We start from the raw sequence: 21561 nt of genomic DNA, 5'->3' as shown, positions 1-21561 counted from the left end.
CGGGGCCGGACTGTGCGCGATGGTGGGGGCCCGTCCGGCTGAGCGGGCGAAAAGGGGGCAGAAGGCGAGCGTCCACCGGCACACGCGGAGCAGGAGCAGGAGCGGGGCTGCGGAGGGAGGCGCCGGATGTCCGGACCCCACGGGTGGATCGACCGCCTGAGACACGGAACGGCCTCCGTCGCGGAACAGCGGGCACGCGCCCTGGCCCGCCGCGACGCCGCCCGCGAGGCGGAGTACGCCCTACAGGCCGAACACCGGGCGCGCACCCGCAAGGCGCGCGGGCGCCCCCCGGACCCCGCCGCGGCCGTGCCCTGGGGCCTCCGGGTCGCGGCCGAGGCCGCCTGGCGGTTCCTGGTGCTCGCCGCCGCGCTGTGGGTGGTGATGCGGGTGATCGGCGCGGTCCGGCTGGTCGCCCTGGCGTTCGTCGTCGCCCTGCTGGTCACCGCCCTGCTCCAGCCGACCGTGGCCCGGCTGCACCGCCTGGGCCTCTCCCAGGGCCTCGCCACGGCGGTGACCGCCGTCAGCGGGTTCCTGGTGCTCGGACTGGTCGGCTGGTTCGTCGTCTGGCAGGTGCTCGACAACCTTGACACCCTGTCCGGGCGGCTCCAGGAAGGCATCGCCGAGCTGAAGCAGTGGCTGCTCGACAGCCCGTTCCACGTCACGGAAGCACAGATCAACGATGTCGCCGACCGACTGAGCGACGCCATCGGCACGAGCGCCAGCGACATCACCTCGACCGGCCTGCACGGAGTGACGGTCCTGGTGGAGGTCATCACCGGCATGCTGCTGGCGATGTTCTGCACGTTCTGCCTGCTCTACGACGGCCCCCGCATCTGGCGGTGGACCCTCAAACTGCTCCCGGCGGCGGCCCGGCCCGGGATGGCCGACGCGGGCCCGCCGGCCTGGCACACCCTCACCGCGTACATCCGCGGCACGATGATCGTCGCCTTCATCGACGCCCTGTTCATCGGGCTCGGCATTTACTTCCTCGGCGTGCCGCTGGCTGTCCCCATCGCCGTCGTGATCTTCCTGGCCTCCTTCGTCCCGCTGGTCGGAGCCGTGGCCTCCGGCGCCCTCGCGGTGATCGTCGCCCTGGTCACCCAGGGCGTGTTCACCGCGCTGATGGCGCTGCTGGTGGTGCTCCTCGTCCAGCAGATCGAGGGCCATGTGCTGCAACCCTTCATCCTCGGGCGGGCGGTGCGGGTGCATCCGCTGGCGGTCCTGCTGGCCGTCTCCACCGGCGGGCTGGTCGCCGGGATCGGCGGAGCCGTCGTCGCCGTCCCGCTGGTGGCCGTGGTCAACACGGTCACCGTGCGCCTGCGCGCGTACGCGGCCGCCGATGCGGACGAGGGCGAGGGCGAGGGCGAGGACGGCGACGACGGGGACGGGGACGGTACGACGGCGGGCCCCCCTCCCGACGGCGAGGCGCCGGGAGGGGGGCCCGAAGGACCGTCCACCGCTCAGGTTTCGAGCAGCCGGTTGAAGAAGGACCGGTAGTGCTGGAGTGCGAGCCGCAGGTCCTCCGTCGCCACCTGCTCGCCGCGGTCCCAGGTGCCCTCCAGCCCCTGCTTGTGGGAGGCGAAGGACTGGGCGAGCGTCTGCATCACCTCGGCGACCAGGGTGTCCGCAGACCGCACGGAGTCCTGCGGATCGTCCACGAAGCGGCCCTGGATCTCGCTCCACGCCTTGCGGTACCGCTCCGCCTCCCCCGTGCCGAGCAGGGGCTCGGCCCCGTCCGAGGTCCAGGTCTCCTCGGGCGCGGTGGCGGCGTCCGAGGTCGCGTCGAGGTCGGCGTCCCCGAGGTCCGCGTCGTCGAGCGGTCCCACCCGGCGGGACTGCGGGGCCGGATCGGCCTCGCCGGGGTAGAGCGGAGCCGGCGCCTGCGTCGGCGCCTGCCGGCCCTCGCCCTCGCCCTCGTACCCGCCAGGGCTCCCGGTCGGATGGGCCAGGTCCTCCGTGCTCAGACCGGAGCCCGCGGCCGCGCCCGGTCCCGCGCCCGGTTCCGTGACCGGTCCGGGTCCGGCCGTCTCCTTCTCGTTCTCGTTCCGTATGCGCATCTCATCCGCTCCTCTGGTCGGTGAGCAGTTCCTCGAACAGGGCGCGGTACCGGACCATCGCCCCTCGGAGCTCCTCGGTCGTCGCCCCACCGTTCCCGCTGCGCTCCTTCACCGCGTGCGCGGACCGGAACTGCTCCAGCGTCCGGCCGTGTTCGACCGACAGGTCACGGACCGCACCCTGGTACCCCTCGCCGGGGTAGCCGCGCTCCTTCATCAGCCGCGACACGAGGTCGTCGGCCTCGACCAGCGAGCCTTCGGGGTGGTCCACGAAGTGCTCCTGGACGCCGCTCCACTCCTCGGCGTACTGCCGGCGCCGGTCGGCGGGCAGTTCCTTGATCTCCAGCTTCTCGTGCCGTTCCTCGCGGGCACGCAGCTCGCGTTCGGCGGCGAGTCTGCCGCCCTTCTCCTCGACCGTGCGCTCGTACTCGGGTCCGAACCTGCGCCGCAGATGGCGCCGTCGGGCCAACATCGACGCCAGTGCGGTGATGACCACCACCACGACAACGGCGAAGACGATGATCGCTATCAGGGTGTTCGTCGACATAACCGGCCTCCGTCCCGGGGCCCTTCATTTGTTGACGCGGCTGCCCGCCCTCCCGGCGGACAAACGCCCGCGCTCCCCCAGGCCGTGCTCCGACGTCCCGTGTTCCGACGTTCCGTGCTCAGAGCTCGGCATGGCTGACCGAACGGGCGGCCCGTACGGCCACGTTGGCGGCGGGTTCGACGAGGGGAGCGGCCGAGGGCCGGCCGCCGGTCAGCGTCCACCCGCACAGGGCGGCCCAACCCGCCGCCACCGAGGCCGCCTTGACGCGCTCCTTGGCGCCGGGCAGACAGGTGCCGAAGAGCACCGCGTCCCCGGCGTCGGCCAACACCCGGCAGATCACCGCCGTGCGCAGGGCGGATCCGGCGGGCAGGACGACCATGGCGGCGCCGATCACCGCGTCACGGACGCCCAGCGCCCGGATCAGCAGGCCGGTGGTGCCGTCTTCCGGCAGCCCGCAGGGGCGGGCCAGGACTCCGGGACGGCGGACGACCGCCACCCCGTACGCGAGGGTGGCCCCGCCCATCAGCCGTGCTGCCGTGGTGCGCATGTCGTCACTCCGTCCGGGGAGGTGGGTACGGGGCCCGCGCTCGGGGCCTCTCCGTCCTCTCCGTGCGCCTTCCCCGGCCCGCGCCGCTCAACCGGCCAGGGGCCGGTCAGCCGGGCCAGGTGCCGGTCAGCCGCCGTACGGCGACGGCGCCCGACCGATCGACGGAGGCCTTCACCACGGCGAAGATCGCCCCCTGCACGGCCGCCGCCAACAGGATCTGCCCCCAGGGGCGGTCCTCGTCGGTGGCGTTGGGCGCGTCGCCCTCGCCCTCGACGACCTTCCACACCTGCCGGAACGCGGCACCCGCGATCATCCCGCTGGCGGCGCCGAGGACGAGTCCCACCGGCCTGTACGCCACCTTGGACGCCCTCATCGCCGGGATCCCCGCTTGCGGCGGACCAGCAGGACGAGCACGGCGGCCGCGCCCAGGACGAGGATCGGGGTGCGGTTGGCCCGTGCCGCGGACACCGCCCGCCCGGCCGTGTCGACCACCGGTTCGGGTGCGTGGTCCGTGACCAGGTGCGCGGCCCGCTCCGCCTTCTCGCGGACCTGCTCGGCGACCTGGGCGGCCTTGTCCGCGGCCGGGCCCACGATGGCGTCCGTCTTCTCCTTGGCCCGCCCTTTGACGTCGGCCTTGGCCGCGAGGGCCTCCACGGTGCGGCCGAGCTCCTCACGGGTGTGTTCCACCTGCCGGCGCTGTTCCTCGGTCGCGGGGTCGGAGGGGGTGGAGGGGGCGGCGGGGTGGGCGGCAGGGGTGTTGTCGATGTCCTTGCCCCCGTTCGGTCCGTCCTGGATGTTCTCGTTCATCGGTGTGCCTTCTCCTTGATCTCGGCCAGGTCCGCCCTGACGCTGTCGATGGTCTGCTCGGGGGCCGGCGCACCGGCCCGGGAGATCTGCTTCCGGCCGGCCAGCGCGGCCACGGCCGCGATCACCGCCAGGAACGCGGCGACGACCAGGGCCGAGGCCCAGACCGGAAGGGCCAGGGCCAGCGCGGCTATTCCGGCCGCCACCAGGGCCTGGGCCGCGAGCACGCCCACCAGTCCGGCGGTGCCGAAGAGGCCGCCCCCTCGCCCGTACCGCCTGCCCTTCCGCGTCATCTCCATCCGTGCCAGCCGCATCTCCTCGCGCACCAACTCCGACAACTGCTGCGAGGCGCGCGATACGAGTGCGCCCACCGGTTCGTCGGTGACGGGCGTCTGTCGCTCTGTGGTGCTCATGGTGGGAACCACCTGGCCTTCCCTCGAACTCTCGGAACCCAAGACGTGCGGTGCGCCTGTCCGGCGACTGCCCCGTGGCCCGCGCGGCAATCAGAGCCCGGCGTAGGATGCCTCGCGCGTCCGCGACGAGCCGGGCGCGGTCAACGCGACACGGGGGCCCGGTGGAACGAGAAGAGCGGCCGGAACGGGAACGGGAGCATGCCCCGGACCCGGACCCGGACCCGGCCCCGGACCCGGGCCCGGGCCCGGACCTCGGGCAGGGGGAGGACCGGTACCTGGTGGAGGGGCTGGCCGCGCTGGGCGCCGCCAGCGGGGGTGGCGCCGGTCGTCGGCTGACCGGGTTCGTGGCCCGGCTGATGCCCAAGAACACCCGCGAGGTCGACCTGGTCGTCCCGCTGCCGTTCGACCGGGCCGTGCGGCAGCTGTCCGCCTTTCTCCACCGGGCCGGCCGGCCGGTCGCTTCCCCGCCCGTCCCGGCCTCCGAGGACCATGTGGTGATCCGCGTGGTGACCGGCGGCGGTCTCGGCGGGCTGAACCCGGTGGTGGTCACCGCGCTGGTCGCGCGGGGGACGGAGAGCGCCTCGCACGTCAGGCTCCGCGCGTCCGCCAAGGAGGGCCTGATCAGGCAGCGGGCCGGAGAACGAACCGCGACCCGCCTCGCGTCCCTGCTGGCCGACTGAGCCGGCCCGCCCGCGGGCCTTCCCCGCCGGTCCCGGATGTGTCCACAAAGGGTTGCGCCACCGCGCCCGGACGGGCATCGTCCTCGGACACACGCCGTGCGCGCGCACGGGTGATCGGGATCCCAGGGGGCCGCATGTTCGAGTTTCTGCTGATAGCCGGTTTCGTCCTGCTGGTGATCCTGATCGGCGCCCTGCGTTCCAGGCGCTCGGCCCGCTCCCCGCAGCGCCGCCGCAGAGGCTCGGGAGGCGGCGACAGCGGCGGGTACGGATGCGGCGGGGACTCCTCCTGCGGCGGAGGTTCCTCGTGTGGCGGCGGAGGCGACTGAGGCCGCGCCCCCCGGAGCCCCCGTGTCAGCCCCGGGCCGCCTCCGAGGCCCGCCGGAACCGGCCCTCGAAGGCCTCGAAGACCCGGCGCGGCGGCAGGCTCTTGTACTGGGTGACGACACTGCCGGTGCGGACGAACGTGACGGTCCGGCCGGTGTCCACCAACTCGGAGGGCTCGACGGGTATGGTGCCGCCGGACGTCATGCCGGGCGGCGGTTCGAGGACGCGGTAGGCCAGCGCCTCGTCCCCGACCGGATACGCGGGCGGGACCTCCTTCAGCCCGAACTGGTGGTAGAGGTCCGCGTACTCGGCGTTGTAGGTGGCGCATCCCGGCATCGCCGCCCGAAGCTCCCGCATCACCGTCACCGCGAGGTCCTCGGCATAGCTGTAGGACTCCACCTGGTATTTCTCGTCGGGGCGGGCCCGGTCCGTCAGGACGACCATCGTCGAGGCGATCGGGGCGCGTACGTGCGATATCAGCGCGCTGTGCATGGAGCCGCACAGGAAATCGGTGCTCGGTCCCAGACTCAGGGCGGGATGGGCGAACGTCGCCCGATACCCCTGCACTTCCCCGCCGCGGGGCAGGACCTCCATCATCCGCGCCATGTCCAGCGTCCCGTCCTCCCGCCCCCCGTCGTCCCGGATCAGTACGACGGCTCCTGCGGCCAACACGCCGGCCAGAACGACGGCCGGGACCAGGACGGACAGCAGTGGACGGTGGCGCACGGGGTCTCCTCGTCGGGCGGGTACGGCTCATCCTGCCGTGCGCGTTCCCGGCCCGGGGCGCCGGGTGGGTCAGGGGCGTAGACCCGCGCGTTTCAGGGTGATCGCCGCGAGGTCGTCGATGGTCTGCGGGTCGCCGCGGCGCCAGGCGTCGGCGAGGCCGCCCGGAGGGACCGGGAGGGCGGCCAGGTCGCGGATCGGGCCGGTGAGGGCGCGCAGGGCGAGCAGGTCGGCGCCGCCGGGGGTCTCCAGCAGGCGCCGGACGGTGGCACCGCGCCGGATCCACCGCAGCCGCGCGGGCAGCCACAGCAGCAGCACGAAGGCCACCGGTACGACGATCAGCGCGGCGGTGGCCAGCGCCGCGACCTGGCCGACCGTGTGTTGGAGGGACTCCCCGGCATCCGCGAGACCCGTACCGGCATCGGCCGCCGACCGGAACGGCTTCTCCAGCAGCCCGCCGACCAGCGGGACGTCCGAGGCCGCGTCACCGGCATCGCCCAGCGCCGAGGCCAGCCCGTCGCCGGAACTCTCCACCTTCCGCCCGGGCTCGGCCAACAGCATGATCACATCGTGGACGGTCAGCGCGAACCACACCGCCGCGGCGATCAGGGCCACGGCGATCAGATCCGCGAGCACCTGCCGGTGACGACGGGCCGGGGTCTGGGCGTACAGGCGCATCAGCGGGCTCCCGTGTTCGGTTCACGACCGGATCAGTGCGGCGGGGTGAAGGTCACCGGCAGGGCCAGCGGGCCGCGGAGCCCGCCCGGGCGCCACGGGAGGTCCGCCGGGGGGACCGCGAGGGCGAGACCGGGCAGTCGCCGCAGGGCGGTGCCGATGGCGATCTGGCCCTCCAGGCGGGCCAGCGGAGCGCCCAGACAGTAGTGGATGCCGTGCCCGAAGGCCAGGTGTGCGTTGTCCGGCCGGGTGATGTCCAGCCGGTCGGGGTCCGCGAACCGCTCCGGGTCCCGGTCGGCGGGCGCCGACCCGATCAGTACGGTCGCCCCGCGCGGCACCCGCACCCCCGCGATCTCCAGGTCCTCGCGGGCGAACCGGGCGATGCCCGGGCTGACCGGGCCGTCGTAGCGGAGGAACTCCTCGACCGCGCCCGGCAGCAGGCCCGGATCGGAGCTCAGCAGACGGAGCTGGTCGGGGTGGGTGAGCAGCATGGCGATACCGCCGGCGATCAGATTGACGGTGGTGATGTAGCCGGCGGCCAGCAGCAGGAACACCATCGCCACCAGCTCGTCCTCGGTCAGCCGCCGCTCCTCGTCCCGGGCGGTGACCAGGGCGCTCAGCAGGTCGTCGCCGGGGTCGGCCCGCTTGTCCCGGATCAGGCCCGTGACGTACGCCCGCATGTGCAGCCAGGCCTCGTTCACGACGGCCGGGTCCGGCGGCTCGGAGCCGCGCATGATCATGCGGTCGGTCCAGTGCTGGAACTCGTGCCGTTCGTCCACCGGCACCCCGAGCAGCTCCCCGATCACGGTGACCGGGAGCGGCAGCGCGAAGTCCGCGACGAGATCGGCGCGCCCGGCCGGGGCGACCGAGTCCAGCAGCCGGTCGGTCACCTCCTGGATCCTGGGCCGCAGCCCGGCCACCCGGCGGGCGGTGAACGCCTGGGAGACCAGCCGGCGCAGCCGGGTGTGGTCGGGCGGGTCGCTGCGCAGCATGGTGCCCAGCAGCGACTCGCGCTCGGTGTCGGGCAGTTGCCGCAGCAGCCGGGTGTCGGAGCCGTCGCGTACGTCGCTGCTGAGGCGGGGGTCGGACAGGGCCGCGAGCGCGTCCTCGTGGCGGGTGACGAGCCAGGCATCCAGCCCGCCCGCGATGAGGACCCGGCGCACCGGCCCCTCCTCGCGCAGCCGCCGGTACAGCGGGTACGGGTCCGCGAGGAAGGCCGGATCGGCGTAGGGGAGGGGGACCGGTGGTTCCTCGGGGACGGGCCGGGTGCGGGGTGGGCGGCTGTTGCGCATGGGAGCGAACCCACCACGGGCGGCCGCCCCGGTCAACGACCCGGGGCGGCGCGGCGGGTCGCGGCAGCGGACAGCGGCGGCCGGGTCAGGTGGTCGGACGGTGGTCCGGAGCCGGTCGGGGGCCGGTCAGGGGCCGGTGACGGCGAGCCAGATCTGGAGCTCCTGGTCCCCGTCCCCGATCTGCTCGAACAGCTGGAGGCCCAGCCGACGGCCCTCCACCTCCCAGACGGCGGTCCATTCGCCGTCGCCCGAGCGCAGCAGGTCGGCCGCGTCGGCGAGCGGCGCGGAGAACAGCGCGCGCAGCCGCTGCTCGCAGGTGTCGAGGATCTCCGCGAAGAGCGTCTGGGTCTCGTCCCGGAGGAAGGGGTACTCGGTGAGGACCTCGGCGGCCAGCCAGGTGCTCGCCACGACACGTATCGCCCCCCGGTGGGTGCGCTCCAGGTCGTACGCGTCGAGTCCGGTGAGGTCGTACGGGTCCTCGTTGCGGTCGAAGACCAGGGAGCAGGGGCGGAACTCCCGGGCGGGGCGGTCGAGGAGTTCCCGGACGGCCGCGCGGAGGTCGCCCTCCCAGACCTCGGTGTGGTCGACATGGGTGCGCGCGTCGGCGGCGAGGAAGGGCCGGGGGCGCGTGAAGGTGCCGGGCGAGGCGGTGTCCTGCCAGAGCGTCCGGCCCGCCGCGTCGACCAGGGCGACCGTGCTGCCGTCCGAAGGGGAGGACGGGGAGCCGTCGGATCGGACGCGGCACAGGTCTCGGCCCTCCCGGTCCACATGGACGATGTCCCCGTCCCGGGTGAGGAAGGGCGCGAGGCCGTGGCCGCCGTCGAAGCCCACGATCCAGCTGTCCTCGTCGGTGAGGGGTTCGGGGTGCGGGACGGGGACGAACGAGCCGTCCGACCGCAGCACGCCCCAGCTCCGGGGCTCGGCGGCCCGGGCCACGGCGGCTCCGCCGTCGTCGAAGGCGTCGGCCCACTCGTAGACCGCCTCGATCGCCGGGGCGCCGGTGGCGTCCAGGAAGCCGCGCGTGTAGTGGTCGCCGACCCTCAGCAGGCCGCAGCGCAGGACGTCGTCCATCTCCCCGTCGCGGCGCACGAGCACCTTTCCGCCCGGGTCGACGAATCCGGCGAAGGACTCCCCGGCCTCCTCGCCGACCACGTACGCGAGGTCGTTCGCGTCGAAGGCGCCGAAGAGCCGGAACGACGGCGGGACCACCCACTCCCCGCCGCTGTCGATGAGCCCCCACAGTCCGTCGAGGCGCACCGGCGCGGTGCCGCCCCGATTGAACGGCCGGGCCCCGTCGAAGCGGGGGGAGATGACGGTGCGGCCCTCCCGGTCCACATATCCGCAGCGGCCGTCGGGCAGCATGACACCGCCGAGCCCGTTGGGCCCGAAGAGCCCCGCCGCACGATACGTTCCACCGATCACCACGGTGCCGGCGGTGTCGGCGTACCCCACGCCCGCACCGGTCCGTACGACGGCCAGCCCGTGCGAGAACGGGCCCGCCTCGGCGAACCGGGCGGGGACCGCCGGGGCCCCGTCCGTGCCGGCATAGCCCCACAACCCTTCGGATCGGAACCGGGACAGGCCCGCCCCGTCGAAGTCGGTGGCGTGCTCCAGCGCGGGGGTGTTCCGCCAGTTGCCCCGGCCGTCGAGATAGCCCCAGCGGCCGTCCAGGTCGGCGGCGGGGGCGGTCGCCCCAGCGGCTCCACCGGCTCCACCGGGCCCGTCGCCACCGTCCGTACGGAAGGCCCCGACGGCGCTCAGGTCCGGCGGGCGGAGCAGTCCCCGGGCTCCGTCCACCAGCGCGAACCGGCGGCCGAAGGGCTCGCGGCCGTCCACGGGGACGGCACGCGGGAAAGCCGGGGCGGGTTCGGTGGGCGGGGCGTCGGCGGACACGGGCGGTTCTCCTTCGGATCCGCCCCGCGCGGGGTCGGCGCGGGGCGGGGGTGGCTGTCGGTGATCCAGCGTAGGCGGGACCACCGACAGTCACCCCCGGGCCGGCGTCCGGGGTCGGAGTCCGGGGCGGGGGTCCGGGTCAGCCCCGGCAGATCCCGCGCTCGTGGTCGTAGCTGGCGGTGGCCTTCGAGTAGCGCCACTGCGGGTCCAGCAGGGAGGCGGTCAGCTGGTCCGCGGCCGCCGGGCTCTCCACCACGTAGCCGAAGTCCTGGAGCCAGGACGGGTAGAGGTTCTTCGAGCCGATGTAGAAGGCGGAGCCGTCCACGGAGACCAGCTTGTGGTGCTGGGCGTAAGGGTGCCCGTCGGCCCAGGTCGGACTGTCGGAGCTGCGGAACGTGGCCAGTTGGAGGTTCGAGCACATCGCTGCCCGGGCCTTCCCGGCGTCGCCGGTGAGTGCGGTCAGGCGCCCGCGCAGCACGTCGGAGACCTCGTCCAGGGACTTGATCTGCGAGTACCCGCCGCTGCCCACCGCACCGCGGTTGGCCGGGTCGCTGACCACGATGCGGACCTTGACCCCGGCGGCCAGCTTGGCGGCCAGGGTGTCGTAGAGCCGGATGTCGTAGCGGGGCAGCGGCGGGCAGGTGGCGTTCACGTCCTGCTGCGAGATCTCGACGTGCCGGGTGGCGGAGCCGATGAGCGTCCGCAGCGCGCTCTCCTCGGGGTTGACCGTGTCGTAGTCGCGGTCGGCGTTGGTCCGGTCGTACAGGCCCACCAGGCACTTGGTGTCGGCGGCGGTCGGCAGCACGGGCGCGAACGGGGAGGCCGGATCACGGTCCTTGATGCCCACGCCGAGACCGCCGACGGCCAGGACCGGCACCCCGGCATCCGGACGGCCGCCGCCCGGACCGCCCGCCGGACCCTGGCCGCCCGCCGGATCCTGGCCGTCCGCCGGGGCGGTGTCGCGCGGGAGCGTGGGCATGCAGTCGGCGCCGGCCGAGGAGGCGAACCACACGCTGCTCCAGCTGGACTTGTTGCGGCAGGTCCAGTCCCACAGGGTGTCCAGATAGGCGCCGGCCGAACCGGCGGCCGGCCCGGTCAGGGCGAGGTCCACGTCCGCGACCGGGTGGGCGGTGTCGAGGTAGTCGCCCTTCCAGCTGTTGATGCCGCCGGTGATGACCGAAGTGCCGTCCACCACCAGCAGTTTGGAGTGGTTCCAGGAGAACGCCGTCTTCGAGGTGGTCATGGAGGCGACGTTGAGCCGGATGTTCCGGGCGGCCGGCCCGAGCTTCGCCAGCAGTTCGTCGCGGTACTTCGAGGGGACCACCGTCGAGTGGTAGACGGGCGCCGCGCCGACCATGATCCGTACGTCCAGCCGGCCGTCGGCGGGGACGGCCGCCGCCGCCCGCTTCAGGCCCGCCACGATCGAGTCCTGGAACCCGCCCTCGGGGAACGGGGCGAGGGTGGAGACGTCCACACTGCGGCGGGCGGCCGCGATGTTCTCGGCGGTCTTGTCCAGCAGCCGGCGGGCGCCGGGACGGTCCGCGCAGGCCGGATCGCCCCAGCAGCCGGGCGTCTGGAGCAGCCAGTCGGCGCCGCCGGGGGCGGAGGAGTCGAGCCGGTTGCCGGCGGTCCGCTCCCATACGCTGCCCTCCAGCCCGGGGGAGACCTGGCGCAGGGTCCGCTCGACCGCGTCCAGATGGGGAGTGCCACCGTCCGCGGGGGCCGCGAGCGCGGCCGGGGCGGGCAGCACGGCGAGGGAGAGGACGGCGCCGAGGGCGACGGTGAGGGCGGGAACTGCCGCATGGCGCGGACGTATCACGGGGTTTCCTTCGTGCGGCGCAGGGTGAACTGCGGGTGGAGCAAGATCGAATTCCGGAAGTTACCAGCCCGTAAACCCCGCGTGGTGCCACACCGAACAGATCCGGCCATACCGCCCGTACGCCCCGCGCCGTCTGTCCGTACGCCCCGCGCCGGGCGTACGGACAGACGGGCGGCTCAGCCGACGAGGTCCGGAGCGCGCAGCACGGCGGCCGGGACGGCCCAGGCGTCGACCAGGTCGACGGCCAGCGGGCGGACCTGCCGGCAGAGGCCGGCGACCTCGCGGCCGATCGCCTTGGAGCGCTGGACGGTCAGCCGGCCGTGCTCCATGAACCAGGCCCGGTCCGCCTCGATCATCGACAGCGCCGACAGGTCGCGGAGCAGCCCGAGCGCCTCCTTGTTGCCCCCGTCGGGCAGCCGGTCCACCCGTTCGGCGAAGGCCTCCGCGGCCAGCCGCTCGACATGGGCGCGGGCCAGCGCGACGGCGTGGTCCTGCACCTGCGCGAGCACCTCCGCCGGATCTCCCGTCCGGTCGATCCCGCGCTTGATCCGCCGGGCCAGGCCCGCCAGCATGTGCTCCTCGCGGAAGCGGAGCATGGCCAGCTGGTACTCCGGGTCCAGCAGGGCGGCCTCCCGGTCCCATTCCTCACCGCCCGGCAGCAGGTCCCGCACGCGTTCGAGGAGCTTGTGGGCGGAGGTCCGCTCGATGAGCGTCTCGACGGCGAGCCCGGTGACGTAGCGGACCGTGCCCAGCTGGTCCAGGTCCTCGAACTCGCTCGCGTGATCGGTCAGCAGGCCCTTGGCGACCAGCTGGAGCAGTACGTGGTTGTCGCCCTCGAAGGTGGTGAAGACATCGCTGTCCGCCTTGAGGGCGGCGAAACGGTTGACCGCGAGATAGCCGGCGCCGCCGCAGGCCTCGCGGCATTCCTGGACCACCCGGGTGGCGTTCCAGGTGCTGAGCGCCTTGAGCCCGGCGGCCCGGGACTCCAGCCGGCGGCGCTCCCGCGCCTCCTCCGCCCCGCCCGCACCCTCGTCCCGGGCACCACCGTCCGCGCCCGCGTCCGCGCCGGTGGCCGAGAACACCGCGTGGAGCTGGGCGCGTACGACCTCCTGCGCGGAGTCGAGGGCGTAGGTGCGGGCGATCAGCGGCAGCAGGCGGCGCTGGTGGGTCCCGTGGTCCAGGAGCACCCGCTCCCGCTCGCCCGGGGCCGTGGCGAACTGCCGTCGCCGTACCGCGTACTTGGTGGCGACGGTCAGGGCCGTCTTCGCCACGCTGATCCCGGCGCCGGACACGCTGACCCGGCCCTGCACCAGGGTGCCGAGCATGGTGAAGAAGCGCCGGTCCGGGTTGTCGATCGGACTCTCGTAGACCCCCTCGGCGGTCACCCGGGCGAACCTGTCGAGCAGGGCCTCGCGCGGCACCCGCACCCCGTCGAAGGAGATGCGGCCGTTGTCGACTCCGTTGAGGCCCATCTTGCGGCCGTCGTCCTCGATCCGGACCCCGGGGAGGAGCTTGCCCCCGCTCCGCAGCGGCACCACAAGGGCGTGCACGCCCCGGGACCGGCCCTCCACCTTCAACTGTGCGAAGACCACGGCGAGTTCGGCATGGCGGGCGGCGTTCCCGATGTAGTCCTTGCGCGCCTGCTCATCAGGGGTGGTGACGAGGAACCCGCCGCTCGCCGGGTCGTACTCCGCGACGGTGCCGAGCGCCTGCACATTCGATCCGTGGCCGGTCTCGGTCATCGCGAAACAGCCCATGAGCTCGCCGGTGACCAGACGGGGGAGCAGGGTCTCGTGGTGGTGCCGGGTCCCCAGGTGCAGGATCGCGCCGCCGAAGAGCCCGAACTGCACACCGGACTTGACGAGGACCGACAGATCACCGAAGGCCAGCGTCTCGAACGCGGCGATCGAGGCCCCGACATCCCCGCCCCCGCCGTACTCGACGGGGAAACCCATCCCGGTCTGGCCCGTCGCGGCCAGCTCCACGACCACCTCCCGCACCCGCTCCCGGAACGCGTCGAAGCCGAGTTCCTCCGCGTCTTCGAGGACGGAGGCGTACCGCGTCAGGCTCCCGCGCACCCGCTCCCGGACCGCCGCGTGCTCTCCGTCCAGCGCCCTGGTCAGAGAGGGCACGTCGATCACGGGCGGCGGCGCCATCTCATGGCCGGCAGCGGCAGCGGCGGCGGCGGTTGCGGTTGCGGCGGAGGCGGACGGGCTCTCGGGGTGCTTGGTCTCCATGCCGCTCCGCTACCCCGCCGCGTGGCGATCAACCGAGGCCCACTACTCACTTTCGTATCGGAACCGCTCCTTCCCAAGGCGGACGGCGGTGGCCCCGAATCATCATCCGGACGCAGTCGGCGGCGGACCGCCCGGCCGGATGATTCAGGCATGGACACGGCACAGGAACTCGACGCCCTCGCCCGGGCCACCGCCGACCGGCTCGCCCGCCGGCACACCGGTGTGGTGGTCGCCGCCGTCGCCGACGGCCGACTGGGATTCGCCGGAGCCGGCAGCGCAGGCGGCAGCACCGCAGGCCCAGGCACGCGCACAGGCCCAGGCACGAGCACAGGCGCAGGCGCCCTGGCGGGGGCCCCGGACGCCGACACGCTCTTCGAGATCGGCTCGGTCACCAAGACCTTCACCGCGCTGGCCCTCGCCCGGATGACGGTCGCCGGCACGGTCTCCCTCGACGAACCCCTGGCCGCCCTGCTCCCCGAGGGGACGGTCGTCCCCTCCCGGGGCGGCCGGGAGATCACCCTGCGCCACCTGGCCACCCACACCTCCGGACTGCCCAGGCTGCCCCGGGGCATGTTCCTGCGGGCCCTGCTGCACCCCCGCACCCCCGACCCGTACGCCGACTGCACGGCCGAGGTGCTGCTGTCCGGGCTGGCCCGCACCCGGCTCCGGTCCGCACCGGGCCGGCGGACGCACTACTCGAACCTCGGCGCCGGACTCCTCGGACTGGCCCTGGCCCGCCGCGCCGGCCTCGGCTACGGGGAACTGATCACCTCACAGGTGTGCGCCCCACTGGGTCTGTCCGACACCCTGGTGTCGGCCCCCGCCGACCGGCCCGGCCGGCTCGCCCAGGGCCACGACGGCCGGGGCCGGCCCACTCCGCCGTGGAACCTCGCCGACCTCGCCGGCGCGGGCGGCCTGTGGTCGACAGCGACCGACCTGGTCTCCTACGTGCGGGCCCAACTGGACGCCGATGCCGCCGCCACCGCAGCCGAACCCGCCGAACCCGCCGAACCCGCCGAACCTACGGAGCTCGCCGAGCTCGCCGAGCTCACCGAGGCCATCCGGCTCACCCGGCGGGTCGAGCACCGTACGAACCCCTTCAGCTGGATGCACCTCGGCTGGAACGCCCACCGTCTGCACCGCCGGCAGGGCTCGCACCTGCGGATCTGGCACAACGGGGGAACCGGCGGCTTCGCCTCCTTCGTCGCGTTCGACCCCGAGACCGGCACGGCGGTGATCGTCCTCAGCAACACCCAACGCCGTCTCGACCGGACCGCCTTCGAGCTGCTGGGCACCCTCCAGAACGGGGCCGCCGGCCGCCTGACCCCCGCGGACCCGGCCTGAAAATCCGCGGAGGTCAGGCCAGGGAGCCCGCCGGGGTCCCGTCCGGCTCGCCGGACGGGGCCGGGGGACGGGTGGCGGGCAGGTTGCGTACGGCCGCCGAGGACAGCAGGGCCAGCGCTGCCGGAACCGCGAGCACCGTCATGCCCAGCAGCGTGGCGCGCACCCCGAAGGCCTGGGAGACGGGCCCGGCGACCACCAGGCCCAGCGGCATCAGCCCGGTGGACAGCAGATGGTCGTACGAACTGACCCGGGAGAGCGCGGCTTCCGGCACATGGGTCTGCAGCGCGGTCTCCCAGAGGACGAAGGCGAGCGAGACCGCGACACCGGTGACGGCTTCGAGGACGGCGATCACCAGCAGCGAACCGCCCGACCCGATGATCGCCGCCTGGCAGGAGGCCACGGCCAGCGCGGCGGCGGCCACGGCCATCGGGCGGGCCGGCTTGAGGCGGTAGGCGATCACGTCGCCGAGGATCGAACCGAGGCCGAAGGCCGCGACCACCACCGACCAGGCGGCGGCGCCGCCCCAGTGCCGGTCGGCGAGCACCGGCCCCAGTACGAACACCGAGGGCAGCACCACCACGTGGTAGACGCCGATGACGGCCATCCCGGCCCACACCCAGGTCCGGCCGCGGACCTGGTCCCAGCCGTCACGCAACTCGCGCAGGAAACCGGCGCCGCCGCCCGTGCCGGTGTCCGGTCCGGTGTCCGCGCCGGTGTCCGCGCCGGTGTCCGATCCGGTCGGGGAACCGGTCCGCAGGACGGACCGGGGCCGGAGCCGGGCCAGGAAGGCGGCGCTGAACGCGAAGGTCAGCGCGTCCAGCGCCAGGGCCCCGCCCGGACCGGCCAGCGCCACCAGGCCGCCGGCCAGGGCCGGCCCGAGGACCAGCCCGGCCGAGTGGACGAACCCGCGCAGGGCGTTGGCCTCCCGCAGCCGCTCCGGCCCGACGACCAGCGGGACCAGCCCGGTGGCGGCGGGCATGAAGAAGGCGTCGGCGGTCCCGAACACGATCATCAGCGCGAGGAGCTCCGGGACCCCGGCGGACCCCGTGAGCAGCAGGACGGCCATCAGGCCCTGCACGACGCAGCGCACCAGATCGGAGGTCAGCATGATGCGGTGACGGGGAAAGCGGTCCGCCCACACCCCGCCCACCAGTGTGAAGACCAGCATCGGGACCAGCCCGGCGGCCGCGACCAGCCCCACCTCGGCGGCCGAGCCGCCCACCGAGAGCACGGCGAACGGCAGCGCCACGAAGGCCACCCGGTCACCGAGGACGGACAGCGACTGCCCGAGGAACAGACGCGCGAACTGCGGCTCTTCACGCAGGACCGCGGGCACGAGGGATTTCACGGGGGAGCCAATCGGGGCAGGGCGAAGTCACCCGGGCCATCGGCCTCGGCAACCCGGAACAGGGCAGGCCGAACCGGGCCGGGCACGGGCCGGGACACACGGGACGGGGCGGAGCCCCACCCCGATGCTAGGCACATCCCCGCGCCCCGTCGCCCGATTTACCACCCGGCCCCCGGGACCCGCCGCCCCCGGTCCTGCCCGGCTTCGCTCAGGCGCGGCCGAGCAGGGCCGTGCCCGCCGTCGTGTCCGTCCGGGCGGTGAAGTAGGCGCAGAACGCGGCGACGAACTCCTCCTCGTCGATCTGCCCGTCCCCGTCCGCGTCCAGCTCCCGGAACCCGTCGTTGAGCTCGGCCGGGTGGGTCCGGGGTCCGCCGAACAGGGCCCGGTACTCGTCCGGGCCCAGACGGCCGCTGCCGTCCCCGTCCGCCGCCCGGAACAAGGCGCGCACGGCCGGGACCAGTCCCTTCGACAGGTAGTCGGGGTCCCGGTCCACGCCGGCCAGCATCGCCGAGACGAACTCCTCGCGGTCCACCCCGCCGTCCCCGTCCGTGTCCGCGCCCTCGCGCAGCTGCCGCCACCAGCCCTCGAACGCGGCGTAGACCTCGTCCTCCCGCTCGACGGGCAGTTCCAGGCGCCAGCACATGGTGTGCACCATCGCCTGGAGGTCCGCCGAGTCGACCCGGCCGTTCCCGGTCTGGTCCAGCACCTGGCGGTAGAAGGCCTCCAGCCGTGCCCGGCGGGAGTCCCCGCCGCGCGCCCGGGGCCGCGGCCGCGGCACCCGTCCGGGGGCCGTACCGCCCTCCGACCGCCGCCGGTAGCGCACGTGCTCCGGCGCCAGCGCCATGGCGTGGCGCAGCCCGTGGTGCAGTGTCCACGACAGCACGGCGCCCCCGCGCCCGCGCCGGGTCCCGAACCGTTCGTGCCAGGCGGCCGGCAGATCGGCGACGGTCAGGGCGGTCAGCGTCCGGGCGATCACCGCCCGCAGCAGCGGCCAGGCGGGCCCCACCCAGCCGAGCCGGCGCGGTACGGGCGCCTCGCGCAGCATCTCGTGGAGCATGTGGCGGACGCCTTCGCCGTACTCCAGCACCTCCCGTACATGGTGGTCCAGGTACGCGGGAACCTCCGCCGCCGACTCCGGCAGCACCTCCGCCGCAATCCCGAGCGCGGCGCACACGTCCAGGAACTCCGCGTACAGGACGTCCAGTTCACCGGCCGACAGTGGATCCCCGGAGAGCTCCCGCATCGCGGTCATGGACTCGTACAGGGTGACCATCACCCAGCCGCGCACCGCCGGGTCCTCGGCGTCGTAGGCCCGGCCCGCCGCGTCCGTGCCCCGGATGCGCCGGTGCGTGCGCTGGAGCCGGGCCACCTCCAGCCGGCGCTCCTCCGGGCCGGCGAAGAACAGCCGGCTGCCGCTCTCCATCGTGTGCTCGATCCGGCGCCAGGGGTGGGCGCGGTAGGTGGAGTACTGGTCCATGCCGGCCGCGACCACCGGATGCGCGATCTGCAGGACGAGCAACCGCCAGGCCACGAGCCCGATTCGGCGCTCGCCGAGGGTGCGGCGCAGCAGGGTTCCGACGGCGGGTGACTCCACAGTGGGCACGCGAGACTCCTCATCTCACAAGGGACGGGTTCCCTCGTACAACGCCGCCGCCCGCCCTTCCGACCGGCCGCACGCACCCCACCACCCTGATGTGCGGCATCCCGAACGTCCGTCCGTGCGCGGGGAGATGGCGGAGCCGCCCGGATGCGTGCGGGCATCCGGGCGGGGCGTCCTACGGGCGGTGGGCGGTCAGTGGTGGGTGGGGGAGGGGACGGCGGGTGTGGCGGGGAGGGGGTCGGGGGCGGCGGGGCGGCGGCCGAGGTGGTTGAAGCCGAGGTTGAGGAGGACGGCCACGGCGCAGCCGGTGCTGATGCCGGAGTCGAGGACGATCCGGGCGCTCTCGGGGAACGCGTGGTAGAAGTCGGGGGCGGCGATCGGAATGATGCCCGCGCCGAGGGAGATGGCGACGATCAGGACGTTGTCGCCGTGGGCGAGGGCGGCGCCGGTCAGGGTCTGGACCCCGCTGGCGGCGACCGTGCCGAAGAGGACGATGCCGACCCCGCCGAGGACGGGCTGGGGGATGAGGGCGACGACGGAGGCCAGGACGGGACAGAGACCGAGGAGGATCAGGATGCCGCCGGCCGCCGCGACGACGAAGCGGCTGCGGACCTTGGTGATGGCGACCAGACCGACGTTCTGGGCGAAGGCGCTGGCGGCGAACCCGTTGAACAGCGGGCTGATCGCGGTGCCGAGCCCGTCGGCGCGCAGTGCGGCCGAGAGGGTCTTCTCGTCAGCGGGCTTCTCGACGATCTCACCGAGGGCGAGGACGTCGGCGGTGGACTCCGTCATCGACACCAGCATCACGATGCACATGGAGACGATGGCGGCGGCCGCGAACTGGGGTGCGCCGAAGTGGAAGGGCGTGGGGAAGCCGATGATGTCGGCGTCCGAGACGGCGCCGAAGTCCGCCACTCCCATGGGGATCGATATCAGGGTGCCGGCGACGAGGCCGAGCAGGATCGAGATCTGCTTGAGGAAGCCGCGCAGCAGGCGCCGCAGCACCACCGTCACCAGCAGGGTGATCGCGGCCAGGCCTATGTACTTCAGGCTGCCGTAGTCGGGTGCCTGACGGTTGCCGCCCTGGGCCCAGTTGAAGGCCACGGGCAGCAGGGATACGCCGATGAGGGTGATGACGGTGCCGGTGACGACCGGCGGGAAGAACCGGATCAGTTTGCAGAAGAACGGTGCCAGCAGGAAGCCGAAGACACCGGCGACGATGACGGCGCCGTAGATGACGGGCAGCGCGTCCTCGGGTCCTTCGGCCTTGGCGATGGCGAGCATGGGGGCGACTCCGGCAAAGGAGACCCCGTTGACGAACGGCAGCCGGGCGCCGACCTTCCAGAACCCGAGGGTCTGGAGCAGGGTGGCGATGCCGGAGGTGAACAGGCTGGCGCTCATCAGGAACGCGATCTCGGCGGTGGACAGGCCCACCCCGATGCCGACGACGAGCGGCGGGGCGACGACCCCGGCGTACATGGCGGCGACGTGCTGGAGGCCGGCTCCCAGGAGCTTGGCCGGGGGGAGCATCTGGTCCACGGGGTGACGGTCGCCGGTCGCGCCCGTGGTGGCGGTGCCGGCCGTGCCGGCCGTGGTGGTCTGGCCGGTGGTGGCGGCGTTGGTCGGGCCGGTGGTGGCCGGGGGTGTCTCCGACATGAAGTCGTGCCTCCTGGCTGCGGCGCGGTCAGGGTGTGCGCGCAGCGCTCGGTGAATGCGGGCCCGTGAGGGCGGCATGGCGGTCTGATGGGTGGGCGCAGGAGCGGGCTACGGGTTCCGGGCTACGGGTTCCGGGCCATGGGTTCCGTGCTGCGGGCCGTACGAGCGGTACGGGCCGGACGGGCACGAGCCGTGGCGGGCCCGCGGACTGCGGATGCCGGCGGGCGGGCCCGGGGAGCGGCGGGGGGCGGGGATTGTGTCCCGGCCGGTTTCCCGCGGGTCCCGGGGCGGGCGGCCGCTTCGCAGGTGTCCACCCCTGCGGCAAGCGGCGCTCCGTCCGGCGGAGTCGGCTTAGTTGTTCACGCCCGGATGCCGGGTGTCAAGGGGTGTGACGGCCCTCGTCGTACGGGGCGGGGCCGGATCCGGGGCCGGGACCAGGGCGGGTCCGGGGGCCGTCCGGAGTGCGCAGTTCGCGCCACAGGTGCAGGTCGATGTGTTCGAGGAACTCGTCGGCCCGGGCATCGGCGGCGGCCGCGGCCCGGACCGATCCGCCGGTGGGGTGTTCCAGCCGCTGGTAGGCGAGGTGGAGGCGTTCCAGGGCGCTGCGGACCGCGCCGGGTTCGAGGGGCACGATGCGGGTGACGGCACCGACGTGGTTGGGCCACCAGCCGGCCACGGCCTCCCGTAGTACCACCCTGAGCTGCGGGGTCCTGCCGCAGGCGGCCACGAAGCAGGAGGGCGGCGGCCGCAGGACCCTCAGCAGGGCGCCGGTCTGGGCGGCCGTGCCCTGCCAGCGGTTGCGCCGCTCGGCGTCCTCCCAGCGGAGGCGGGTCATCCCCAGCCGGGTGGCTGTCTCGCCCGGTGAGAGACCGGCGACGGCCCGGCACTGCGCGAGCGTGGCCGGTTCGCCGACCAGGGCGACCGGCGAGCACCACAGGGCGGCGGCGAGCCCCTTGAGCTCCCGTTCCCCGGGTACGGCCGTGCCGGACTCCCACGCCCGCACGGTGGCGGGGTGCAGGGGCCGGCCGCGGTAGGCGGCGATCGCCCACGCGACCTGGCCGAGGGTGAGCCCGAGCTGTTGCCGGGCCGCCAGGGCGCGCGCCGGTTCGAAGGGCGGCAGATCGGATGCATGGTCGGACGGGTGGCGGGGTGGTTGGTCGGTCGGGTGGTGGGTCGGGTGGTGGGGCGGATCGTCTGCGGATGGCATAGCGGCACACCGTAGGGACCGTTCGGGATTCCGCCAAGGGACGGCCCGCTTCCGGTACGGCCGGCCCGGGCCGGCGGGGGCGCGGCCCAGCATGGGTGCGGTACGGATGGTTCTGTGGGTTGTGTGGTCGGCCGAATCGCCCTGACCTGCGGATCCGTACCACGGAGGGAGGGTGTGGGGCGGGTTGCGCCCCAGAGCCCTTCGGCGGTTCCTCCAAAGTTGTGCCCCCTACTGCCGCCCGGCTTGGGGGAGTTGACGAAGGGCCGGAGGGCTCCTAGAGTCCCGTCCCGTCCACAACGGAAAACAATTTCCGTGATGCGAAAGCTGGCAGTGGTTGATTCCGCCCACCCCCGCGGAACGCCGATGCCGGCCCAGGCAGGGGGCGGGCCCGTCACCCG

20 protein-coding genes are annotated in these 21561 nt (G+C 73.9%); 4 read left to right on the top strand and 16 right to left on the bottom strand.

Annotation, left to right across the window (positions count from 1 at the left end):
* Nucleotides 1-126: 126 nt before the first annotated feature.
* Entirely contained in the window at nucleotides 127-1497 is a 1371-nt protein-coding gene (locus tag ACZ50K_RS19210; RefSeq protein WP_468904300.1) for an AI-2E family transporter, read from the top strand.
* On the opposite strand, the gene ACZ50K_RS19205 is transcribed toward ACZ50K_RS19210, so the two are convergent.
* From ACZ50K_RS19205 to ACZ50K_RS19180, 6 genes are all read right to left on the bottom strand, one after another.
* Nucleotides 1461-2057 (bottom strand): hypothetical protein, encoded by a 597-nt coding sequence (locus tag ACZ50K_RS19205; protein WP_468904298.1) that lies wholly within the window; start codon nucleotides 2055-2057, stop codon nucleotides 1461-1463. The two genes, ACZ50K_RS19210 and ACZ50K_RS19205, sit on opposite strands and share 37 nt — an antisense overlap.
* A 1-nt stretch (nucleotide 2058) precedes the next feature.
* A complete protein-coding gene (locus ACZ50K_RS19200; protein WP_468904297.1) occupies nucleotides 2059-2601 on the bottom strand; it encodes a hypothetical protein in 543 nt (180 codons plus the stop codon).
* A gap of 118 nt (nucleotides 2602-2719) precedes the next feature.
* Nucleotides 2720-3148: a hypothetical protein gene (locus ACZ50K_RS19195; RefSeq protein WP_468904295.1), complete on the bottom strand. Its 429-nt coding sequence runs from the start codon at nucleotides 3146-3148 to the stop codon at nucleotides 2720-2722.
* A gap of 106 nt (nucleotides 3149-3254) precedes the next feature.
* Nucleotides 3255-3521 carry a DUF4235 domain-containing protein gene (locus ACZ50K_RS19190; RefSeq protein WP_468904293.1) on the bottom strand — a complete coding sequence of 89 codons (267 nt, stop codon included), beginning with the start codon at nucleotides 3519-3521 and terminating at the stop codon, nucleotides 3255-3257.
* Complete coding sequence (locus ACZ50K_RS19185) at nucleotides 3518-3955, bottom strand: DUF3618 domain-containing protein (RefSeq protein ID WP_468904290.1); 438 nt, start codon at nucleotides 3953-3955, stop codon at nucleotides 3518-3520. Before ACZ50K_RS19185 ends, ACZ50K_RS19190 begins: the two co-directional genes overlap by 4 nt.
* Nucleotides 3952-4365 (bottom strand): phage holin family protein, encoded by a 414-nt coding sequence (locus tag ACZ50K_RS19180; protein ID WP_468904289.1) that lies wholly within the window; start codon nucleotides 4363-4365, stop codon nucleotides 3952-3954. Before ACZ50K_RS19180 ends, ACZ50K_RS19185 begins: the two co-directional genes overlap by 4 nt.
* A 161-nt stretch (nucleotides 4366-4526) precedes the next feature.
* On the opposite strand from ACZ50K_RS19180, the gene ACZ50K_RS19175 reads away from it, so the two are divergent.
* Nucleotides 4527-5045, top strand: a complete 519-nt coding sequence (locus ACZ50K_RS19175; RefSeq protein WP_468904287.1) for a hypothetical protein — start codon at nucleotides 4527-4529, stop codon at nucleotides 5043-5045.
* A gap of 134 nt (nucleotides 5046-5179) precedes the next feature.
* On the top strand, nucleotides 5180-5371 hold the full coding sequence (locus ACZ50K_RS19170) for a hypothetical protein (protein ID WP_468904285.1): 192 nt from the start codon (nucleotides 5180-5182) through the stop codon (nucleotides 5369-5371).
* A 25-nt stretch (nucleotides 5372-5396) separates the two neighbouring features.
* Here the strand turns inward: ACZ50K_RS19170 and ACZ50K_RS19165 are convergent, their stop codons facing one another.
* The 6 genes from ACZ50K_RS19165 to ACZ50K_RS19140 form a co-directional block, all read right to left on the bottom strand.
* Nucleotides 5397-6095, bottom strand: coding sequence for a hypothetical protein (locus ACZ50K_RS19165; RefSeq protein WP_468904283.1), 699 nt, complete (start codon nucleotides 6093-6095; stop codon nucleotides 5397-5399).
* A gap of 69 nt (nucleotides 6096-6164) precedes the next feature.
* On the bottom strand, nucleotides 6165-6770 hold the full coding sequence (locus ACZ50K_RS19160; protein ID WP_468904281.1) for a hypothetical protein: 606 nt from the start codon (nucleotides 6768-6770) through the stop codon (nucleotides 6165-6167).
* Nucleotides 6771-6802: 32 nt separating this feature from the next.
* Nucleotides 6803-8059, bottom strand: a complete 1257-nt coding sequence (locus ACZ50K_RS19155) for a cytochrome P450 family protein (protein WP_468904278.1) — start codon at nucleotides 8057-8059, stop codon at nucleotides 6803-6805.
* A 126-nt stretch (nucleotides 8060-8185) separates the two neighbouring features.
* The gene (locus tag ACZ50K_RS19150) at nucleotides 8186-9952 is read right to left on the bottom strand and encodes a WG repeat-containing protein (RefSeq protein ID WP_468904276.1); all 1767 of its coding nucleotides are present in this window, start codon (nucleotides 9950-9952) and stop codon (nucleotides 8186-8188) included.
* Between the two features lie 139 nt (nucleotides 9953-10091).
* A complete protein-coding gene (locus tag ACZ50K_RS19145; RefSeq protein ID WP_468904274.1) occupies nucleotides 10092-11771 on the bottom strand; it encodes a phospholipase D-like domain-containing protein in 1680 nt (559 codons plus the stop codon).
* Nucleotides 11772-11947: 176 nt separating this feature from the next.
* A complete protein-coding gene (locus ACZ50K_RS19140; RefSeq protein ID WP_468904719.1) occupies nucleotides 11948-13927 on the bottom strand; it encodes an acyl-CoA dehydrogenase family protein in 1980 nt (659 codons plus the stop codon).
* Between the two features lie 231 nt (nucleotides 13928-14158).
* Here ACZ50K_RS19140 and ACZ50K_RS19135 point away from each other — a divergent pair, with 231 nt between their 5' ends.
* Nucleotides 14159-15352 (top strand): serine hydrolase domain-containing protein, encoded by a 1194-nt coding sequence (locus ACZ50K_RS19135; RefSeq protein ID WP_468904273.1) that lies wholly within the window; start codon nucleotides 14159-14161, stop codon nucleotides 15350-15352.
* A gap of 13 nt (nucleotides 15353-15365) precedes the next feature.
* On the opposite strand, the gene ACZ50K_RS19130 is transcribed toward ACZ50K_RS19135, so the two are convergent.
* From ACZ50K_RS19130 to ACZ50K_RS19115, 4 genes are all read right to left on the bottom strand, one after another.
* On the bottom strand, nucleotides 15366-16688 hold the full coding sequence (locus ACZ50K_RS19130; RefSeq protein WP_468904271.1) for an MFS transporter: 1323 nt from the start codon (nucleotides 16686-16688) through the stop codon (nucleotides 15366-15368).
* A 220-nt stretch (nucleotides 16689-16908) separates the two neighbouring features.
* The gene (locus ACZ50K_RS19125; protein WP_468904269.1) at nucleotides 16909-18303 is read right to left on the bottom strand and encodes an oxygenase MpaB family protein; all 1395 of its coding nucleotides are present in this window, start codon (nucleotides 18301-18303) and stop codon (nucleotides 16909-16911) included.
* Between the two features lie 189 nt (nucleotides 18304-18492).
* The gene (locus ACZ50K_RS19120) at nucleotides 18493-19956 is read right to left on the bottom strand and encodes a nucleobase:cation symporter-2 family protein (protein ID WP_468904267.1); all 1464 of its coding nucleotides are present in this window, start codon (nucleotides 19954-19956) and stop codon (nucleotides 18493-18495) included.
* 379 nt (nucleotides 19957-20335) lie between these two features.
* Nucleotides 20336-21163: a helix-turn-helix domain-containing protein gene (locus tag ACZ50K_RS19115; RefSeq protein WP_468904265.1), complete on the bottom strand. Its 828-nt coding sequence runs from the start codon at nucleotides 21161-21163 to the stop codon at nucleotides 20336-20338.
* Between the last annotated feature and the right edge of the window lie 398 nt (nucleotides 21164-21561).

It is taken from the genome of Streptomyces sp. NPDC033845 (genome assembly GCF_055576225.1).
This window is presented reverse-complemented; position numbering and strand designations above follow the sequence as displayed.